Origin of the sequence: Aeromonas sp. INTO2 (assembly GCF_049860605.1) — a bacterium.
Lineage (GTDB): Bacteria > Pseudomonadota > Gammaproteobacteria > Enterobacterales > Aeromonadaceae > Aeromonas > Aeromonas caviae.
Genome location: NZ_CP187588.1, coordinates 4,102,501 through 4,121,335, shown reverse-complemented (window position 1 = coordinate 4,121,335; position 18,835 = coordinate 4,102,501). Strand labels below are relative to the sequence as shown.

The following is an 18,835-nucleotide window of genomic DNA, read 5'->3' as shown; positions in this document are numbered from 1 at the left end:
GGTCGGATAATAGGCGAAATTACAGGGGATTAGTGGGGCTATGTTGCCGCTTGCCCTATGATGTCGCCGACGCAAGCGGCCTGCCGATGGCCGATGAAAAACAGGGGAGAGGAAATGGAACTGCGCTGCGCCTGGGTGACCAGAGACCCGGAATACATCGAATACCATGACAAGCAGTGGGGCAGGCCGGTGTATGACGCCCGCGAGTTGTTTGCCAAGCTCTGCCTCGATGGTCAACAGGCGGGGCTGTCGTGGATCACCATCCTCAAGCGCACCGAGAGCTACCATCGCGCCTATGCGGATTTTGATCCGGTGCGCATCGTGCAGTTCGACGACCAGGACGTGGCGCGGCTGATGCAGGATACCGGCATCATCCGCAACCGGCTCAAGGTGCAGTCGATCATCAAAAACGCCCGCGCCTATCTGGCGCTGGAGGCGGAAGGCATCGACTTCGTCGATTATCTGTGGGGCTTCGTGGGCGGCGCCCCCATCGTCAACCAGCGTCAGGGCAACGGCGACATTCCGGCGACCTCAGCGGAGTCGGATGCCATGTCCAAGGCGCTCAAGAAGCGCGGCTTCACCTTCGTCGGCAGCACCATCTGCTATGCCTTCATGCAGGCGGTGGGCATGGTGAACGATCATCTGGTGACCTGCCCCTGCCACGCCGAGTGCCAGCAAGCAGCGGCGACGTGAAGGGGAAATGCACGAAGAAGGGAGGCTCAAGCCTCCCTTCATTTTTTGCTCTGAATCAGCAGGGCTCAAGGGTGCGGTCGAGCGCCTCGCACACCTCGTCGCTGCTCATCAGCCGCACGAAGGGGCCGGCCAGGGTGGCGTTGTGATGGGCGATGATCTGGGGGGCGGTCAGTTGCGGCGTGTCCATGCAGGTGTGGGCATCGCTCACCAGCACTACGGTGTAGCCGAGATCTGCCGCCGCCCGGCACGTGGTGTCGATGCAGTACTGGGTCTTCATGCCGGTGACGATCAGGGTCTGCACGCCGTCCTCTTTCAGCCAGCCATCGAGACCGGTGCCATGGAAGGCGCTGGGGCGCTGCTTGTCGAACACCCGATCGGCCTCGCCGACGACCAGCTCAGGCGCAAGCTGCCAGAACGGACTGCCGGCGGCGATGGGGCTGCCGGCCGGGCCCGTGTGGCGGCGTTGTTGATCAAATCCGTCGCTGGATGGCCGTTCCCCAACCCGTTGATACCACTCAATTCACTGGCTGGCGAACAGGCATACCAAGCCCTGTCAGCTTGTTCATCACCTTCACGCCAGCCAGGATTTCGCCCACCTGGGCGTTGTAGTTCCGCAGGCTCAGCGTTGGCCCGATGAGTTGCTTGAACCGGTACATGGCGGTCTCGGCTATCGAGCGCTGGTGATAGCCGGAGTCTTTCTTCCATTGCTTCAGTTCACCGGCCTTGAGCGCCGTCACCGCCTCGTTGCGGGGATGGCCTTCCTCCCACGGTGCCGCATTTTTTCTCGGCGGTATGGTGGCTTTCGCCCCCTTCTTCTTCAGTAGCGCATGACAGGCCTTGGTGTCATACGCACCATCGGCGCTGACCTGTTTTATCTTGCGTCGTAAGGGGTTGAGCAACGTCGGTAACACCTCGTTATCCGCCACCGTCTCCAGGCTGACTTCGGCAGCGATGACCGCATGGGTTGTGGCATCCACCGCCAAGTGGAGCTTGCGCCACACTCGTCGCTTCTCCTTGCCGTGTTTGCGAATTTTCCATTCGCCTTCGCCATAGACCTTGAGGCCGGTGGCATCAATGACCAAGTGAGCCACCGGGCCTTGGCTGGGGACGCGGTACTTGATGTCGACGGTCTTGGCGCGCTTGCTGATACAGCTATAGTCCGGCGACTGCAAAGGCACCGCCATCAGTTGGAACAACGAGTTAATGAAGCCTTCTAGCGCCCGCAGCGGCAACTTGAACAAGCCTTTTAGCATCAGGGCCGTCTCAATGGCGGTGTCACTGTAGTGGAAACCTCTCCCTCGGCGGCCATGGTGGACCAGGCAATGCCACTGCTTAATGGCTTGTTCGTCCATCCAGATGGTCAACGAACCGCGTTGCACCAAGGCTTGGTTGTACTGCTGCCAGTTGCTGATCTTGTGCTTGGACTTGCCCATCTGATGCTCTCGGAGACTGCGCTACAGGATCAGATCACCGAGATGTCAGATAGTTCCCCGATTTGAGCAACAAGGCCCCGTGTGGCGCACCGCCAGCACAGGGAGAGCGGCACTGCGGGCCGCCTGGCCCAAGCGATTGATGTTGGCCAGGGTCTCGGCCCCGGCATGGGGGGCTTCCGGGCCGTGAAGGAGGCCCACCTGGATGTCGATGATGAGCAGCGCGCGGCGGGAAAGGGACGACATGGTCATGGCTCCGTGAGAAATGTCACCCACTCTGGGGCCATGGGCTCTAATGAGACAACCCCGCATCTGGGGGGCAACCACTCCAGACTCCGGGAGCATGTTCCGTTGCGCCGGGCCAGGGGCCTTTTCGCCCCTTGGTACAGCCGGGATACAGTCACACGGGTTCACCATCGGGAGCGTCATCACGAGGGAGTCCCGTGTCACTGAGCGCCGTTCGCCCTCTCTTCCCCGGCCTGATCGGCTGCACTCTGGGGATGACGTTGCTCGTCAGGGCAAACATGAGGGGAAGCCGGCCCTGTGCAAGAAGGTCTGAGGCTGCACAAACGACGCCCCCGAGGGCCGAGTCTGCGCTACCGGGATCTTGCCCCTCCCCTATCATTGAAAGACGCCGGACCGGTTCAGGTTGTCTGGCGAAGGAGCCATCATGAAGAAGTCCGTATTGGCGCTGCTTGCCGCCACCGCCTTGCTGGCCGCCCTGCCTGCACAGGCCACCAAGCAGGCCCAGGAGCGCCGTGACGCCCGCGATGTGCGTCAGGATACCCGTCAGGAGTCCCGTGACGCGAAACAGGAGTGTCGTGAGGGGCTGGTGGGCAATGCCGACTGCCGCCAGGAGCATCGTGACAACAAGCAGGAGGGGCGAGACAAGGCCCGGGATATCAAATATTGATGCGGGCCCGTCCGAAGAGGGCCTGCACCGGGTAAGTCGCTAGGGGCAGGGGGGCGTGTTGCCCCCCTGCCCATCTTCGCAATGCGCGCGTCACACTCTGGCGCCTCTCTGGGTTAGAATGCGCGGCCATCGGCTAGAGTCGTTCTTTTTCAGAGGTTTTTCATGCATTTCAAGAAACTGGTTCCTGCACTTGCCCTGACCGTCGCCATCACTGGCTGTACCACCAACCCCTATACCGGTGAATCCCAGACCTCCAAGGGCGCCTGGGGCGCGTTGGCGGGTGCGGCGACCGGCGCAGCCGTGGGGGCGCTCTCCTCCAGCAAGGGCGATCGCAAAAAGGGCATCCTGACTGGCGTCGCCGCCGGTGCGGCCCTGGGTGGTGGTATCGGTTACTACATGGATGTGCAGGAGGCCAAGCTGCGTGAGAAGCTGCAAGGCACCGGCGTCAGCGTGACCCGCAACGGTGATCAGCTGATCCTCAACATGCCGAACAACGTCACCTTCGACAGCTCCAGCGCCCAGCTGAAAGCCGCCGGTGCCAACACCCTGTCCGGCGTGGCCCTGGTGGTTGCCGAGTTCGACAAGACCCGTCTGAACGTGGTCGGCCACACCGACAGCACCGGCTCCCGCGAGCTGAACATGAAGCTCTCCCGGGATCGCGCCGATGCCGTCGCCGCCCAGCTGATCGGCCAGGGCGTGTCCGGCAGCCGCATCGCCATCAGTGGTGTGGGCCCGGATCAGCCGGTGGCCAGCAACAGCACCGCCGAAGGCAAGGCCCAGAACCGTCGGGTGACCATCACCCTGACCCCGACCGCCTAAGAGGTCCGGTTCGATGCCATGAAAAAGGCCCCGCCAGCGATGGCGGGGCCTTTCTATTGGCGCCGGTGCGTGCCCTTTGCTCCTTGCCCCCTTCTCCCCTTGCGGGAGAAGGGTCGGGGATGAGGGGATAACCGCCTCTTAGACAGCGGCTGTGAGCTGCGCTTCTACCCTGTAGCCCTCGTGGGCGAGACGGGCCTGCACGCAGGCGCGGCCCGGGGCTGTGTCGGCATCAGGGGAGCCAGGCATCCCGCTTTGTTTAGACAGCGGCTGTGAGCTGCACTTCTACCCTGTAGCCTTCATGGGCCAGACGGGCCTGTACACAGGCGCGCACGGGGGCGGTGTCTGCATCAGGGGAGCCAGGCATCCCGCTTTGTTTAGACAGCCGCAGTCAGCTGCACTTCCACCTTGTAGCCTTCGTGGGCGAGGCGGGCCTGCACGCAGGTGCGCACGGGGGCGGTGTCTGCATCAGGGGAGCCAGGCATCCCGCTTTGTTTAGACAGCCGCAGTCAGCTGCACTTCCACCTTGTAGCCTTCGTGGGCCAGACGGGCCTGCACGCAGGCGCGAACGGGGGCTGTGTCTGCATCAGGGGAGCCAGGCATCCCGCTTTGTTTAGACAGCCGCAGTCAGCTGCACTTCTACCCTGTAGCCTTCGTGGGCCAGACGGGCCTGTACACAGGCGCGAACGGGGGCTGTGCCGGCCGGGATCCAGGCATCCCACTGCGCGTTGAAGGCGGCGATGTCTTCAATGTCCTTGAGATAGATGTTGGCCATCAGGATCCTGTCGACGCCGGAGCCGTTGGCTTCCAGCAGACGCTGCAGGCTTTCCAGCACTTCACGGGTCTGCTGGTGGATGTCGGCGGTCTCGGTGGCGGGCACTTCCACCACGTAGAGGGTGCCGTTGTGGATGACCACATCAGACCAGCGCTGGGTGGTCCCGATACGGGTAATGGATGTCATGTTTGCTCCGGTACGGGGTTATTGACCCTTGCGGATCAGGTAGCGGTAAGGGGCCTGCTCAGTCTCGCTGGCGACCAGGGTATGGTCCATGAAGCGGCAGAAGCTGGGAATGTCGCGGGTGGTGGAGGGGTCGTCGGCGCTGACCAGCAGGGTCTCCCCATCCGCCATTAGCCGCACTTTCTTGCGAACCATCATCACGGGTTCGGGGCAACGAAGCCCGATTGCGTCCAGCTCGTGGGTCGCATTGCAGAATTCAGTACTCATGAATAATCAACCTTCAGCCGCACCTTCTTGCGCGCTATCGTCACGGGTTCGGGGCAACGAAGCCCGATTGCGTCCAGCTCGTGGGTCGCATTGCAGAATTCAGTACTCATGAATAATCAACCTTCAGCCGCACCTTCTTGCGCGCTATCGTCACGGGTTCGGGGCAACGAAGCCCGATTGCGTCCAACTCGTGCGTTGCGTCGCAGAATAAAGCACTCATCAATAATCAACCTTCAACCAATTCGGCCAGTAATGATACTCACGGCGAAAAAATAATCAAACCACGGGGCGGTTATGCAGCATATGCTACCAAAATGTGAACCGGCTCTACCCAGGCTTCGCTCGATGAGTAATATAAAAATTGAACCATATTCAACAAGGAGGTGTGAATATGCAGGTCTCCTACGGCAGATTGCAAGCCTACGCAGGCATGGGGTTCTTGTCGTTCGCCATGATAGTGCTGGGCAGCCCGATCGGTAATACCGGTACCTGGTTCGGCTCCATGGTGATGATAGGGCTGGGGCTCTGGATCGAGCTCAGCGACTACTACGACGAGGATGAGGACGAGAACGATCCCTCCTGAGAGCCTGGCTCTCGGCACTCAAAGGCGGACGATGTCCGCCTTTGTCATTTCTGCTCCGCGCCGGAACGGGTCGAGCGCATGGCGCGCTCCAGCTGCTGTGCCGTCTGCTCGGGGTTGGCCCTGGCGTCGTTGAAGAAGCTGCTCAGCACATCCATGATCCCCTGGCGCATGTTGGTGGGCACCGCCATCCCCTCCGCCATGCTGGGCAGCAGGTTGTCCTGTTGCTCGGCGTGGAGGAAATCCTGATAGGAGCGGATGGCGCAGCGATCGAACTTGCTCATGTCCGGCTTGATGAGTGCCGGGATGGAGCCCTTCACCCGGTTGAACGCTTCCTGGAAGCGCGGTGTCATCAACAGCCTGGCCAGCTCGCCCTGGGCCTGCAACTGGGCGGGATCCCGCTGCTTGAACATGGCGATGGAGTCGAGGTTGTAGCTGAACAGCCCCTGGCTGCCCGGGCTTGGCAAGCACTCGATATCCTCGCCGGGGCGGTAGTTGCCTGCACTCAGCTCTCCCTTCACCCAGTCCCCCATCACCTGCATGGCGGCGCCGCCGCTCTCCAGCAGGTTGGTGGCCTGGTGCCATTTCAGGCCAGCGTATTTCTCGGGCACATAAGCGCGCAACTGCTGGAAGCGGGTCAGCACCCGCACCATGTCGGGGCCGGTCAGGGTGGCGCTGTCCTGTTCGAGGAAGGCCTTGCGATAAAAGGTCTTGCCCCCTTCGCCGAGGGCCACCGTTTCGAACAGCACCGCGATCTGCCAGGGTTCGTTACCGATGGCGAGGGGGGTGATGCCCTTCTCCTTGAGCTTGTCCGCCACCGCCACGAATTGGGCCCAGTCGGTGGGGGGCTTGAGCCCCTGTTGCTCGAATACCTTGCGGTTGAGCCACAGCCAGTTGACCCGGTGGATGCCGGTGGGGACCGCCATCAGGGCGCCGTTCTGGCTGAGGGTATCGCGCACCATGGGGGGCAGCTGAGGGTACCAGCCGAGGTGCTCGGCCATGGGGGTGAGATCGCGCAGAAAGCCCAGGCTGCCCCACTCGTGCAGCTCGAACCCCTTGAGGTGGGCCGCCTCCGGCGGGTTGGCCGCCAGGGCCCGGCTCTTGAGCACCGTCATGGCGCTCTTGCCGCCGCCCCCCTGTACCGCGAAGTCGTTCCACTGGTTGCCCTGCTCGGCCCACTCGGACTTGAGCACTTCCACAGCCCTGGCCTCGCCGCCGGAGGTCCACCAGTGCAATACCTCCACCTGGGAGGCGCAGACGGGCAGGGAGAGCAGGGCGATGACAGAAAAAGACAACCACTTCATACATTACTGCCTTGGTAGGGAGAGGGTGGCCTGCAGGCCGCCCTGGGGGCGATTTTCCAGCACCAGGTCGCCGCCGTGGGCGTGGGCTATGTTGCGGGCGATGCCAAGGCCCAGCCCGGTGCCGGCGGCATCGGTGCTGAGGCGGTAGTAGGGCTCGAAGATGCGCTCGAACTGATCGTCCGGCAGGCCGGGCCCCTCGTCCATGATGAAGAGGATCAGCATCTCCTCGTCATCCATGATGATGATGCGCACCTTCTGGCCGTACTTGATGCCGTTGTCCACCAGGTTGCCGATGCAGCGCTTGAGGGCCAGCAGCTTGCCGCGATAGGGCCACTTGCAGTGCCCCTCGATGGTGAGCAGATCCTCGTGCAGGTTCATGGCCTCCGCCATCTGCTCCAGCAGGGCGTTGACGTCGATCTGCTCAAGGTTCTCGTGAATGTCCGTCTCTTTGACCGTCTGCAGCGCCCCTTTGACCATCAGCTCCAGCTCGTCCAGGTCCTTGTTGAACTTGGCGATCTGCACCTCGTCGTCCAGCAGTTCGACCCGCAGTCGCAGCCGGGTGATGGGGGTCTTGAGGTCGTGGGAGATGGAGCTGAAGAGGCGCTCCCTGTCGTCGATGAAGCGGCGAATGCGCTGCTGCATGATGTTAAAGGCGCGGGTCGCCGCCACAATTTCGGAGGCACCCTCCTCTTTGAGGGACGGCTGGTCGATGTCCTTGCCGAGGTTGACCGCCGCCTTGGCGAGGCGACGCAGGGGGCGGGTCTGCCAGCGCACCAGCATGAAGGTGAAGAAGCAGAGGAAGACCGTCATCAGGGCGATGAAACGCACCTGGTTGCTCGGCATCACGGTGTCATCCAGCGTCATGTAGGGGGCGGGCAGCAGGGCCGCCAGATAGAGCCACTCCCCCGGTTCTATCTCGATCTGGGTCACCAGCACCGGCGGATTGATGGGCTCCAGAGACAGGGTGTAGCGGGCCCAGGAGGAGGGGAGATCCGCCAGCAGGGTGTCGTTGTTGAAGACGTGCAGCTCCTCGGGGCGAGAGAAGTCCACCTTGATCGCCATGGCGTCGGAGAGTTTGCGGCTGAGCACCTCCTGTACCTCTTTGAGCACCAGCGTCTTGCGCTCGCTGTCGGGGATGGCGCTGATGTGGATCTCTTCCTCGTTCAGGGAGACGAAGAAGCGGCTGCCCCCCATGTTGCGCAGCTGATCCAGGGCGATGTGGCGGTATTGCAGGGGCAGGGACTTGAAGAAGTTGACGGTGGAAGCCGCCGACAGCGCCAGGTTGCGGGTGGTACTGAGCATGCCCTCCAGCTCCCGCTTCTGGATCTGCTGCATCCAGATGCCGGTGAGGATGGTCTGGGAGAGCAGGATGGCGAGCAGCAACAGCAGCAGCATCCGCGACAGCAGGGAGCGGGGCACCAGGGCCCGCCAGAACTTCTGCCCCGTCATGGCAGCGTGTGTCTCTTGTCGATCAGCATGGGGTGCTTACCTCTGTGCCTTGCCGTTGCCCGTGATGGGTCTCTCTTCTGCCCGTTCAAGGTCTCGCCGTAGCGTCTGTCTGTTACGGGATCTCGTGGACTTCGGCGATCAGCATGTAGCCGCTGCCGCGAATGGTCTTGATGATGCGCGGGCTCTTGCCGTTGTCACCCAGCTTCTGGCGCAGGCGGCTGATCTGCACATCGATGCCGCGCTCCATGGGCAGGCTCTCGCGACCGCGGGTGGCGTCCGAGATGGTATCCCGGTCCAGCACCACGCCGGGCTGCTGCAGGAACATGCCGAGCAGCAGGGCATCGCTGCCGGAGAGATCCAGCAGGCTGCCATCTTCGTGGGTCAGCTGGTGGCTCAGGGTGTCCAGGGTCCACTCGGCGAAGCGCAGCCGACGGCTCGGTTCCTTTTCTTTCTCCGGCTGGCGGAATTCGGCGCGGCGCAGCAGCGCCTTGATGCGGGCCTGCAGTTCGCGCGGGCTGAACGGCTTGGCGATGTAGTCGTCGGCGCCAAGTTCCAGACCGATCACCCGATCCGCTTCGTCGGAGGCGGCGGTCAGCATGATGATGGGTACCTGGGAGTCGCGGCGTATCTGCTGGCAGAGGGTAAAGCCGTCGTCGCCGGGCATCATGATGTCCAGAATGATGAGGTCCGGGCTGTGCTGGGCCAGTTGTTGGCGCATCTCGTTCCCTTCGGCCGCGGTCAGTACCTCGAAACCAGCCCGGGTCAGGTACTCGTTGAGCAGCTCGCGGATCTCCCGATCGTCGTCGACGATAAGCAGTTGTTTGCTCGTTGACATATGTATGTGCATCCACCCATTTTTTTGTGCAGATTGAACCTGTCGGGGGAGCAAAATGCAAGCAAGCCCCCCCTCTAATGTGAAGTTATGGGCAATATAGCCTCAGGATTGGCCCCGATCGCGGGAAAAGAATAAAAAAGGCCGACCCAAACGGGCCGGCCAACACGCAGATTCCGACGGCAGGAGCGCACCCCGTGTGGCGCGTTCCACAGACTCGACAGCAGGGTCGGCAGGCCGACCCGGTATTCGTGATGGGGCCGCTGTGCCGGGAAGCAGGGCCGCCTTCTGTCTGTTGTTGCCGCCCCGAGGCGGCATCCCTGACCGGTGAGCAGTCAGGGGCGATTCACTTACACCCGTTCGAACACGGTGGCGATGCCCTGACCCAGGCCGATGCACATGGTGGCGACTCCCAGGGTGGCGTCCTTCTCTTCCATCAGGTTGATCAGGGTGGTGGAGATGCGGGCACCGGAGCAGCCGAGCGGGTGACCCAGGGCGATGGCGCCACCGTTGAGGTTCACCTTCTCGTCCACCAGGTCTTGCAGACCCAGATCCTTCACGCAGGGGAGGGACTGGGCGGCAAACGCCTCGTTCAGCTCGAAGAGGTCGATGTCGCCGATGGTCAGCCCGGCCCGCTTGAGCGCTTTCTGGGTGGCCGGCACCGGGCCGTAACCCATGATGGCGGCGTCACAGCCGGCGATGGCCATGGCGCGCACCCTGGCGCGGGGCGTGAGGCCGAGGGCCTTGGCGCGATCCGCACTCATCACCAGCATGGCGGCGGCGCCATCGGACAGGGCCGAGGAGGTGCCGGCGGTGACGGTGCCGTTGACCGGGTCGAACACCGGGCGCAGCTGGCTCAGGGTTTCTACCGTGGTCTCCGGGCGGATCACCTCGTCATAGTCGTAGAAGAAGCGGGCGCCGCTGGCGTCATGGCCTTCCAGCCCGACGATCTCCTTGGCAAAACGCCCTTCCACGGTGGCGGCGTGGGCACGGCGGTGGGAGCGGGCGGCAAACTCGTCCTGCTGCTGACGACTGATGCCGTGCAGCTTGCCGAGCATCTCGGCGGTCAGCCCCATCATGCCGGAGGCTTTTGCCACCGACTTGGCCATGCCGGGGTGGAAGTCGACGCCGTGGCTCATCGGCACGTGACCCATATGCTCAACGCCGCCAATGATGAAGATATCCCCATCACCTACCTGAATGGCGCGAGAGGCATCATGCAGCGCCTGCATACTGGAGCCGCACAGACGGTTGACGGTGACCGCCCCCACCTGTTTCGGGATGCCGGCCAGCAGGGCGGCGTTGCGGGCGATGTTGAAGCCCTGCTCCAGGGTCTGCTGCACGCAGCCCCAGTAGATATCCTCGATCTCGTTCGGGTCGAGGTTGGGGTTGCGCAGCAGGATGGATTTCATCAGGTGCGCGGACAAGTCTTCTGCACGCACGTTGCGGAAGGCGCCGCCCTTGGACCGGCCCATGGGGGTCCGGATACAGTCGACAATGACTACGTCTTTCATGAATGGATCTCCTTTCCGCAATCAGTAGAAGGTGTTGCCCTGGGCAGCCATCTCGCGCAGCTTGTCGCTGACGCGGTAGAGCGGGCCCAAGTCGGCATACTGGTCGGCCATGGCCACGTAGCGATCCAGGCCAATGGTGTCCAGATAGCGGAACACGCCGCCGCGGAAGGGAGGGAAGCCCAGACCGTAGACCAGCGCGATGTCGGCTTCGGCTGGCGTGGCGACAATGCCCTCTTCCAGGCAGAGCACCACCTCGTTGATCATCGGGATCATCATGCGGGCGATGATGGCCTCCTTGTCGAAATCCTGCTTCGGCTTGACGATGGGGGCCAGCAGCTCGTAGCTGGCTGCGTCGGCCACCTTCTTCGGCTTGCCCTTCTTGTCCTGCTCGTAGGCGTAGAAGCCCTTGCCGTTCTTCTGACCGAAGCGGCTCGCCTCGTACATCACGTCGATGGCGGTGCGGCCTTCCTTGCTCATGCGTGCCGGGAAACCCTGCGCCATCACGTCACCAGCGTGGTGGCCGGTGTCGATGCCGACCACGTCCAGCAGGTAGGCGGGGCCCATGGGCCAGCCAAACTCCTTCTCCATCACCTTGTCGACGGCGGCGAAGTCGGCGCCATCGGCGACCAGCTTGTTGAAGCCGAAGAAGTAGGGGAACAGCACGCGGTTCACGAAGAAGCCGGGGCAGTCATTGACCACGACCGGGGACTTGCCCATGGCGGCGGCGTAGGCCACCACGCGGTTGATGGTTTCATCGGAAGTTTGCTCGCCGCGGATGATCTCCACCAGTGGCATGCGGTGCACCGGGTTGAAGAAGTGCATGCCGCAGAAATTCTCGGGGCGCTTCAGTCCCTTGGCCAGCAGGGAGATGGGGATGGTGGAGGTGTTGCTGGCGAGCACGGCGTCTTCGCCGATGATCCCTTCCACTTCACTCAGCACGGCCGCCTTCACTTTCGGGTTCTCGACCACGGCCTCGACCACCACGTCCACATGCTTGACGTTGTCATAGCTCAGGGTCGGCGTGATGGCGGAGAGCACCTGGCCCATCTTGATGCCGTCGATGCGACCGCGCTCGAGCTGGCCGTTGAGCAGCTTGGTGGCCTCATTCATGCCAAGTGCCAGCGCCTTCTCGTTGATGTCCTTCATCACCGCCGGGATGCCTTTGCTGGCAGACTGGTAGGCGATGCCGCCCCCCATGATGCCGGCACCCAGCACGGCGGCATGGCCGGTGGCCTTGTTTGCCTGCTTGGCGGCCTTCTTGGCCAGCGCCTTGATGTGTTGATCGTTGAGGAAGATACCGACCAGCGCCTTGGCCACGTCGGTTTTCGCCAATTTGATGAAGGTGGCGGCCTCGGCGGCCAGCGCTTCGTCACGGCCCATGCCAGCGGCGGCTTCCACCGTCTTCACGGCGGCCATGGGGGCCGGATAGTGTTTGCCCGCCACGGCGGCAACCATGCCGGCGGCGGTGGTGAAGCTCATCATGGCTTCCAGTTTGGAGAGGCGCAGCGGGGCCTTCTTGGCGGCGCGGCGGCCCTGCCAGTCCAGCTTGCCTTTGATCGCGTCCTTGATCATCTGCACGGCGGCGCTGTGCAGCGCGTCGGGGGCGACCACGGCATCGATGGCACCCACCTTGAGGGCGTCATCGGCACGGTAATCCTTGCCGGTGGTGATCCACTCCAGTGCGTTGTCGGCACCGATCACCCGCGGCAGACGGACGGTGCCGCCAAAGCCCGGCATGATGCCGAGCTTGGTCTCGGGCAGGCCGATCTTGGCCGTGGTGTCGGCCAGCCGGAAATCGGTGGAGAGAATAGTCTCGCAGCCGCCGCCCAGAGCATGGCCCTTGATGGCGGAGAGGGTGGGCACCGGCAGATCTTCGATGGCGCTGAAGATGTCGTTGGCCTTCTTCAGCCAGCCGAGCAGGTCTTCTTGCGGCAGATCGAACAGTTCCAGGAATTCGGTGATGTCGGCGCCGACGATGAAAGCGTCTTTGCCGGAGGTGAGGATCAGACCCTTCAAATCGGCTTGTTGCTGTAATGCGGCGATCGCTTCGCTCAGGGAGAGCAGGGTAGCGCGATCCAGCTTGTTGACTGAACCCGGGGCATCGAACCTCAGCTCGGCAATGCCGTCTTCGAGGTAGCTGACCGTCAGGGTTTCGCCTTGGTAGATCATGAGAGTGTCTCCTTGTTCCCACTCTGTGGGGAATGGTGCTCCTTTATCCCCAGCAGGGGGCGAGGCTCACTATTGATCCAAAAGGAGACATTTTCAACACCTATTTAAAACATTTGTTTAACAGTTATCGAGTAAAAGCTCTTCATCACAAAACGGGCAAAAAAGAGGCGCCTTGCGGCGCCTCCGATGGAGATGAGCGTGGTATCAACTGGCCAGTTCCGGCCGATTGCGATACTGGTTCAAGACCTCGGGATCGGCGAGGGCGTGGGTGTTGTTGACGGGGCGGTTGTGCACCACTTCCCGGACCGCCAGCTCCACTATCTTGCCGGACTTGGTGCGTGGGATGGCATCCACCTGCAGGATGCGGGCAGGCACATGACGGGCGGTGCAGTGCCGCTTGATCTGCTGGCAAATCCGCTCACGCAGCCCGTCGTCCAGCTTGCAACCCGCCTTGAGCTTGACGAACAGCACCACCCGCTCGTCCTGTTTCCATTGCTGGCCGATGACGATGCTCTCCTCCACCTCGTCGAGTTGTTCCACATAGCGGTAGATCTCGCTGGTGCCGATGCGCACGCCGCCCGGGTTGAGGGTCGCGTCGGAGCGGCCGTAGAACAGAATGCCGCCGTTCGGGGTCAGCTCGATCCAGTCCCCGTGGCACCAGATGTTGTCGAACCGCTCGAAGTAGGCGGCGTGGTACTTGTCGCCGTTTTCGTCCCCCCAGAAGTAGATGGGCTGGGCCGGGAACGGCTTGGTGCAGACCAGTTCGCCCTTTTCACCCAGCACCGGCTGGCCCGCCTCGTTGAATACCTGCACCGCGAGACCGAGGCCGCGCCCCTGGCTCTCGCCGCGATAGACGGGGCTCAAGGGGTTGCCGATGACGAAGCAGGAGCAGATGTCGGTGCCGCCAGAGATGGAGCTGAGCTGCACATTCTGCTTTATCTGCTGGTAAACGTAGTCAAACCCCTCCGGCGACAGCACGGATCCGGTGCTGCAGATGAGGCGCAAGGCAGGCAGGTCGTGGGTATTGATGGGGGCATAACCCTGTTTGTGCAGCGCATCGAGATACTTGGCCGAGGTGCCGAACAGGGCGACCTCTTCGTCCCGTGCCAGATCCCACAGCACGTTGCCATCCGGGTAGAAGGGGGAACCATCGTAGAGCACCAGGGTGGCGCCGGAGGCGAGGGCGCTTACCAGCCAGTTCCACATCATCCAGCCGCAGGTGGTGAAGTAGAAGATGCGCTCCCCCGGCTTGATGTCACAGTGCAGTTGGTGCTCTTTCAGGTGTTGCAGCAGGGTACCGCCGATGCCGTGCACTATGCACTTGGGTTTGCCGGTGGTGCCGGAGGAGTAGAGGATGTAGAGCGGATCGTTGAAAGCCATGGGTTCGAACTGGAGGCTGGCGTCCGGCTGGCTCGCCAGCACTTGCTGCCAGTCGTGACCAAGCTGCAGCGGGTTGCCGAGCAGGGGGATCATCACTGTCTGCTCTATGCTGCCGATCTGGCTGACGACCCCTACTACTTTGTCCTGAATATCGATAGCTTTGCCGTTGTAGCGATAGCCATCCACCGCAAACAGCACCCGCGGCCGGGTCTGGCCGAAGCGCTCTACCACGCTGGCCTCGCCAAAGTCGGGGCTGGTGGAGGTCCAGATCGCCCCGAGGCTGGTGGTTGCCAGCATGGCCACCACGGTTTCCGGGATATTGGGCAGGTAGGCTGCGACCACATCACCCCGGCCTATACCCTGGCTGCGAAGCCAGTGGGCCAGGCGGGCGACCTGATCTGCCAGCTGATGCCAGCTCAGGGTACGGCTTGGGCCCCCTTCGATGCGGGAGATAATGGCCGGGCTCTCATCCTGACGGCGCAGCAGGTTCTCGGCGAAGTTGAGCCGGCTGTCGGGGAACCAGCGGGCGCGTTGCATATCCTGGCGGTTCTCCGCCACAATGTTGCCAAGTTCGCCCTTGACGCCGCAGTGCTGCCACACCAGGGGCCAGAAGCGGGTGGTCTTCTCCACCGACCATTGATACAGGTCGGCATAGCTGCGCAGTTGCAGACCATGGAAGTGATTGACCTCGGCCATGAACTGGTGGAGGTTGGAGTGCTGCATCCTGTCCTGATCCGGTGTCCACAGACAAAGGTTTTGCATGAGTCGTTCCTGACGGCTGATATCTACTGTCTATGGGCAGTGTATTGAATTGTTCTTTGTTTGTTAATTGTCTGTTTTATCTTCATAACAAAAAGCCTGTAACCTATGCGTTACCTCACGAAGCGAAAGCCGGGTGGCTCGAGCCTTGATTCGCTTGATGTTATGCTGAAGTCACATTCGCCCGGAGCAGGACGCCATGAGCAGTTACAGCCAACTTTTTGCCCAGCATCTCGACACCCTTCAGCAGCGTACCCGCGACATCCTGCAACAACAGAGTCTTGGCGGTCTCGCTATCCACTCCGGCCAGACTCATCGTATCTTCCTCGATGACCAGGATTATCCCTTCAAGGTGAATCCCCAGTTCAAGGCCTGGCTGCCGGTGCTGGACAACCCTCACTGCTGGTTGCTGGTGGATGGCGTGAGCAAGCCGGTGCTGCTGTTCTACCGGCCGGTGGACTTCTGGCACAAGGTGGCGGAGTTGCCCAACGCCTTCTGGGTCGACTTCTTCGACATTCGCTTCCTGACTCGCCCGGAGCAGGTTGCCGATCACCTGCCGGCCAACAAGCAGGAGTGGGCCTATCTGGGCGGCCATCTGGAAGTGGCCGAGCTGCTGGGACTGGGTCAGCCCAATCCGGAGGCGGTCCTCAACTACCTGCACTACCACCGTGCCTACAAGACGCCCTATGAGCTGGAATGTCTTCGCGATGCCAACCGCATCGGCGTGCGCGGCCACATCGCGGCCAAGGACTCCTTCATGGCGGGGGCGAGCGAGTTCGAGATCAACCTGGCCTACATGAAGGCGGTCGGACAGGGGGCCAATGAGGCGCCCTACGGCAACATTGTTGCCATCAACCGCAATGCGGCCATCCTGCACTACACCCATCTCTCCACCCAGCGGGTGCCGGATGCGGAGCGTTACTCCTTCCTCATCGATGCCGGTGTGGACGTGCACGGTTATGCCTCCGACATTACCCGGACTTGGGCCTGGCGCCGCGGTGAGTTCGCCGATCTGATCGCAGCGCTGGATGCACAGCAACAGGAGATCATCGACGAGATCAAGCCGGGCCGCCGCTACAGCGAGCTGCACCTGCAGATGCACCACAGGCTGGCGCGCCTGCTGCAAGCCACCGAACTGGTAGACATGTCGGTGGACGAGATGATCCACACCGGGGTGACCAATGTCTTCTTCCCCCACGGTCTCGGCCACTTCCTCGGCCTGCAGGTACACGATGTCGGCGGCTTCATGCAGGATGAGCGCGGCACCCACCTGGCGGCCCCCGAGCAGTTCCCTTATCTGCGCTGCACCCGGGTGATGGAAGTGGGTCAGGTCTTCACCATAGAGCCGGGTCTCTACTTCATCGACAGCCTGCTGGAGCCGCTGCGCCAGGGTGAGCAGGGCAAGCGGGTCAACTGGAACAAGGTGGAGGCGCTGCGCCCCTATGGTGGCATTCGCATCGAGGACAACGTGGTGCTGCATGCCAACGGGGTGGAGAACCTGACCAGACAAGCAGGGCTCTGATGGCGACGGATTACCCCATACCGGCAGCCCCACTGGAGGTGAGCGAAGAGATCAAGAAGAGCCGCTTCATTACCTACATCGCCCACACTCCGACCGTCGAGGCCGCCAAGGCCTGGATAGACGAGATCAAACAGCAACACCCGGGAGCCCGGCATCACTGCTGGGCTTTTGTCGCCGGCGCCCCCCAAGACAGCCAGGTTTATGGTTTCAGTGATGATGGCGAACCCTCGGGCACAGCGGGCAAACCCATGCTGGCCCAGTTGATGGGGGCCGGTCTGGGTGAAGTCGCCGCCGTGGTGGTGCGCTATTACGGTGGAGTGCTGCTGGGGACCGGTGGCCTGGTCAAGGCCTATGGCGGTGGTGTGGGGGCAGCACTCAAGCAACTTGAAACCTGTATCAAGCGTCAGCTGACCTCTTCCGTGATCCAGTGTGACTACACCGACATGGGGGCCGTGGAGTCCCTCATCTCTGCCCATCAAGGGCAGTTGCTGGTGGCCGATTATGGTGCCAGCGTCACCCTTCAGGTAGCGTGGGAGTCTGCGCTCTGGGCCCGTATCGCACAGGAATTGACCGACCGGACCCAGGGTCGGGTATCCCTTCGTCCCTTAGATGGCTAGAATCCATCGCTCTTTTAGTCTGAAGAGGGAGCCGGAATGCAGATTCTGAGCATCATTCGTATCGTCGGTCTGCTGGTTGCCCTGTTCAGCTCGACCATGCTGCTGCCCGCGATGGTCGCTTTTGGGTATCGTGATGGCGGTGGTACCGAGTTCGTCAACTCCTTCGTCATAGCCCTCCTGCTCGGCCTCCTGCTCTGGTTCCCCAACCGCCACCAGAAAAAGGAACTCAGGTCCAAGGAAGGCTTCCTCATCGTGGTGCTGTTCTGGGTGGTGCTGGGGAGCGTGGGTGCCGTCCCCTTCATCATGAGCGACACGCCTGACATGTCGGTCTCGGAGGCCTTCTTCGAGTCGTTTTCCGGCCTGACTACCACGGGCGCAACGGTGCTGACCGGGCTGGACAATCTGCCCAAGGCGTTTCTCTTCTACCGCCAGCTGCTGCAATGGCTCGGTGGCATGGGGATCATCGTGCTGGCGGTGGCCGTGCTGCCACTGCTGGGTATCGGGGGCATGCAGCTCTATCGCGCCGAGATCCCGGGGCCCGTCAAGGACAACAAGGTGACCCCGCGCATCGCCGAGACGGCCAAGGCGCTCTGGTTCATCTATCTGTTGCTGACTTCCCTCTGCGCTCTCGCGTACTGGATGGCGGGAATGACGTTGTTCGATGCCATCTGCCACTCCTTCTCCACCTTGTCGGTTGGGGGGTTCTCGACCCACGACGCCAGCATCGGTTTCTTCGACAGCCCGGCCATCAACCTGATCACAGTGGTGTTCCTGTTGCTGGCGAGCGTCAACTTCGCGCTTCACTTCATGGTATTTGCCCACAAGCCGGTGCGCGTGAGCAGCTATCTGCGTGACTCCGAGCTCAAGGTGTTTCTGAGCATCCAGTGCGTGCTGGTGCTGATCTGTTTCGTCTCTCTGCTGTTCCACGGCCACTACGATACCTGGCAGGATGCGCTCAACCATGGCCTGTTCCAGGCGGTGTCTCTGGGCACGACCACGGGGTACAGCACCACCAGCTATGCGGATTGGCCCTCCTTCCTGCCCATGCTGTTGATGTTCTCTGCCTTCATCGGCTGTTGTGCCGGCAGTACCGGGGGGGGCATCAAGGTGATGCGTTTCATGATCCTGTTCCTGCAGGGGATGCGTGAACTCAAACGGCTGGTGCATCCGCGGGCCATCTACACCTTGAAGCTGGGACGCCGTGCCGTACCGGAACGGATCGTGGAAGCGGTCTGGGGCTACTTTGCCACCTACATCATCCTGTTCTTCATCTTCATGCTGTTGCTGCTGATGACGGGGCTGAACGAAGTGACGGCTTTCTCCGCCGTGGCTGCGGCATTCACCAACGTGGGGCCGGGTCTGGGGGAGGTGTCGGCCAACTTCGGCAATATCTCGGCCACTGCCCAGTGGATATTGATCGTGGCCATGTTGTTTGGTCGATTGGAAATCTTCACACTTCTGGTACTGTTTACTCCTGCATTCTGGCGTAGTTGAGGTTGGTATGGACAAGATTTTGGTGCTTTATTCTTCCCGGGACGGGCAAACGCGGAAAATCGTGGATGTCATGCTGGAGGAAATATCAGGATGCGAAGTGGTGATGCACGACCTGCACACCCTGCCTATGTGCAACCT

General features: G+C 62.0%; 20 protein-coding genes and 1 pseudogene (1 of these 21 cut by a window edge). 8 read left to right on the top strand and 13 right to left on the bottom strand.

Annotated features, from left to right (window positions below; translation table 11 throughout):
* Positions 1 to 114: 114 nt before the first annotated feature.
* Positions 115 to 693 (top strand): DNA-3-methyladenine glycosylase I, encoded by a 579-nt coding sequence (locus ACPW74_RS19490; protein ID WP_425858444.1) that lies wholly within the window; start codon positions 115 to 117, stop codon positions 691 to 693.
* A gap of 55 nt (positions 694 to 748) precedes the next feature.
* Here ACPW74_RS19490 and ACPW74_RS19485 read toward each other — a convergent pair whose 3' ends face one another.
* Genes ACPW74_RS19485 through ACPW74_RS19475 form a run of 3 tightly spaced genes read right to left on the bottom strand, consistent with a single transcriptional unit; the run spans position 749 to position 2,369 of the window.
* A complete protein-coding gene (locus ACPW74_RS19485) occupies positions 749 to 1,213 on the bottom strand; it encodes an isochorismatase family protein (RefSeq protein WP_425859225.1) in 465 nt (154 codons plus the stop codon).
* Entirely contained in the window at positions 1,209 to 2,126 is a 918-nt protein-coding gene (locus ACPW74_RS19480) for an IS5 family transposase (protein WP_336580497.1), read from the bottom strand. The genes ACPW74_RS19485 and ACPW74_RS19480 overlap by 5 nt, the downstream gene beginning before the upstream one ends.
* Before the next feature lie 45 nt (positions 2,127 to 2,171).
* The gene (locus ACPW74_RS19475; RefSeq protein ID WP_425858443.1) at positions 2,172 to 2,369 is read right to left on the bottom strand and encodes an isochorismatase family protein; all 198 of its coding nucleotides are present in this window, start codon (positions 2,367 to 2,369) and stop codon (positions 2,172 to 2,174) included.
* Positions 2,370 to 2,793: 424 nt separating this feature from the next.
* Here ACPW74_RS19475 and ACPW74_RS19470 point away from each other — a divergent pair, with 424 nt between their 5' ends.
* Both ACPW74_RS19470 and ACPW74_RS19465 read left to right on the top strand, forming a co-directional pair.
* Positions 2,794 to 3,036 (top strand): hypothetical protein, encoded by a 243-nt coding sequence (locus ACPW74_RS19470; protein WP_041212021.1) that lies wholly within the window; start codon positions 2,794 to 2,796, stop codon positions 3,034 to 3,036.
* A gap of 162 nt (positions 3,037 to 3,198) precedes the next feature.
* Positions 3,199 to 3,855: an OmpA family lipoprotein gene (locus ACPW74_RS19465; protein WP_010672405.1), complete on the top strand. Its 657-nt coding sequence runs from the start codon at positions 3,199 to 3,201 to the stop codon at positions 3,853 to 3,855.
* A gap of 256 nt (positions 3,856 to 4,111) precedes the next feature.
* On the opposite strand, the pseudogene ACPW74_RS19460 reads toward ACPW74_RS19465, so the two are convergent.
* The 4 genes and pseudogenes from ACPW74_RS19460 to tusA all read right to left on the bottom strand — a co-directional run.
* Positions 4,112 to 4,201, bottom strand: a pseudogene (locus ACPW74_RS19460) (endoribonuclease L-PSP); the annotation flags it as partial.
* Between the two features lie 28 nt (positions 4,202 to 4,229).
* Complete coding sequence (locus tag ACPW74_RS19455; RefSeq protein ID WP_053288898.1) at positions 4,230 to 4,337, bottom strand: endoribonuclease L-PSP; 108 nt, start codon at positions 4,335 to 4,337, stop codon at positions 4,230 to 4,232.
* 128 nt (positions 4,338 to 4,465) lie between these two features.
* Positions 4,466 to 4,813: a RidA family protein gene (locus ACPW74_RS19450; protein ID WP_128297086.1), complete on the bottom strand. Its 348-nt coding sequence runs from the start codon at positions 4,811 to 4,813 to the stop codon at positions 4,466 to 4,468.
* 18 nt (positions 4,814 to 4,831) lie between these two features.
* Positions 4,832 to 5,077, bottom strand: a complete 246-nt coding sequence (gene tusA / locus ACPW74_RS19445; RefSeq protein ID WP_041214136.1) for a sulfurtransferase TusA — start codon at positions 5,075 to 5,077, stop codon at positions 4,832 to 4,834.
* 391 nt (positions 5,078 to 5,468) lie between these two features.
* Here tusA and ACPW74_RS19440 point away from each other — a divergent pair, with 391 nt between their 5' ends.
* Entirely contained in the window at positions 5,469 to 5,660 is a 192-nt protein-coding gene (locus ACPW74_RS19440; RefSeq protein WP_010672410.1) for a hypothetical protein, read from the top strand.
* 44 nt (positions 5,661 to 5,704) lie between these two features.
* Here ACPW74_RS19440 and ACPW74_RS19435 read toward each other — a convergent pair whose 3' ends face one another.
* From ACPW74_RS19435 to ACPW74_RS19410, 6 genes are all read right to left on the bottom strand, one after another.
* Positions 5,705 to 6,961 (bottom strand): ABC transporter substrate-binding protein, encoded by a 1,257-nt coding sequence (locus tag ACPW74_RS19435; RefSeq protein ID WP_045522564.1) that lies wholly within the window; start codon positions 6,959 to 6,961, stop codon positions 5,705 to 5,707.
* A gap of 3 nt (positions 6,962 to 6,964) precedes the next feature.
* On the bottom strand, positions 6,965 to 8,410 hold the full coding sequence (locus ACPW74_RS19430; RefSeq protein ID WP_010672412.1) for an ATP-binding protein: 1,446 nt from the start codon (positions 8,408 to 8,410) through the stop codon (positions 6,965 to 6,967).
* Positions 8,411 to 8,522: 112 nt separating this feature from the next.
* On the bottom strand, positions 8,523 to 9,245 hold the full coding sequence (locus tag ACPW74_RS19425; protein WP_010672413.1) for a response regulator: 723 nt from the start codon (positions 9,243 to 9,245) through the stop codon (positions 8,523 to 8,525).
* A gap of 347 nt (positions 9,246 to 9,592) precedes the next feature.
* Entirely contained in the window at positions 9,593 to 10,756 is a 1,164-nt protein-coding gene (gene fadA / locus ACPW74_RS19420; protein ID WP_182935051.1) for an acetyl-CoA C-acyltransferase FadA, read from the bottom strand.
* A 21-nt stretch (positions 10,757 to 10,777) separates the two neighbouring features.
* Positions 10,778 to 12,925 (bottom strand): fatty acid oxidation complex subunit alpha FadB, encoded by a 2,148-nt coding sequence (fadB, locus tag ACPW74_RS19415; RefSeq protein ID WP_279982187.1) that lies wholly within the window; start codon positions 12,923 to 12,925, stop codon positions 10,778 to 10,780.
* Between the two features lie 204 nt (positions 12,926 to 13,129).
* Positions 13,130 to 15,067, bottom strand: a complete 1,938-nt coding sequence (locus tag ACPW74_RS19410; RefSeq protein WP_279982185.1) for an acetoacetate--CoA ligase — start codon at positions 15,065 to 15,067, stop codon at positions 13,130 to 13,132.
* A gap of 196 nt (positions 15,068 to 15,263) precedes the next feature.
* Between ACPW74_RS19410 and pepQ the strand changes: the two genes are divergently transcribed.
* The 4 genes in view from pepQ to hemG are tightly spaced (at most 36 nt apart) and all read left to right on the top strand, a layout consistent with a single transcriptional unit that may run on beyond the window.
* The gene (gene pepQ / locus ACPW74_RS19405; RefSeq protein WP_279982184.1) at positions 15,264 to 16,586 is read left to right on the top strand and encodes a Xaa-Pro dipeptidase; all 1,323 of its coding nucleotides are present in this window, start codon (positions 15,264 to 15,266) and stop codon (positions 16,584 to 16,586) included.
* Positions 16,586 to 17,203: a YigZ family protein gene (locus tag ACPW74_RS19400; RefSeq protein WP_010672418.1), complete on the top strand. Its 618-nt coding sequence runs from the start codon at positions 16,586 to 16,588 to the stop codon at positions 17,201 to 17,203. The genes pepQ and ACPW74_RS19400 overlap by 1 nt, the downstream gene beginning before the upstream one ends.
* A gap of 36 nt (positions 17,204 to 17,239) precedes the next feature.
* Positions 17,240 to 18,697, top strand: a complete 1,458-nt coding sequence (locus ACPW74_RS19395) for a TrkH family potassium uptake protein (protein WP_109112326.1) — start codon at positions 17,240 to 17,242, stop codon at positions 18,695 to 18,697.
* Positions 18,698 to 18,704: 7 nt separating this feature from the next.
* Positions 18,705 to 18,835, top strand: the start of a protein-coding gene (gene hemG, locus ACPW74_RS19390) for a menaquinone-dependent protoporphyrinogen IX dehydrogenase (protein WP_042017378.1). The gene runs 394 nt beyond the window's last position; the window shows 131 of its 525 coding nt (coding positions 1–131); its start codon is at positions 18,705 to 18,707; its stop codon lies beyond the right edge, outside the window.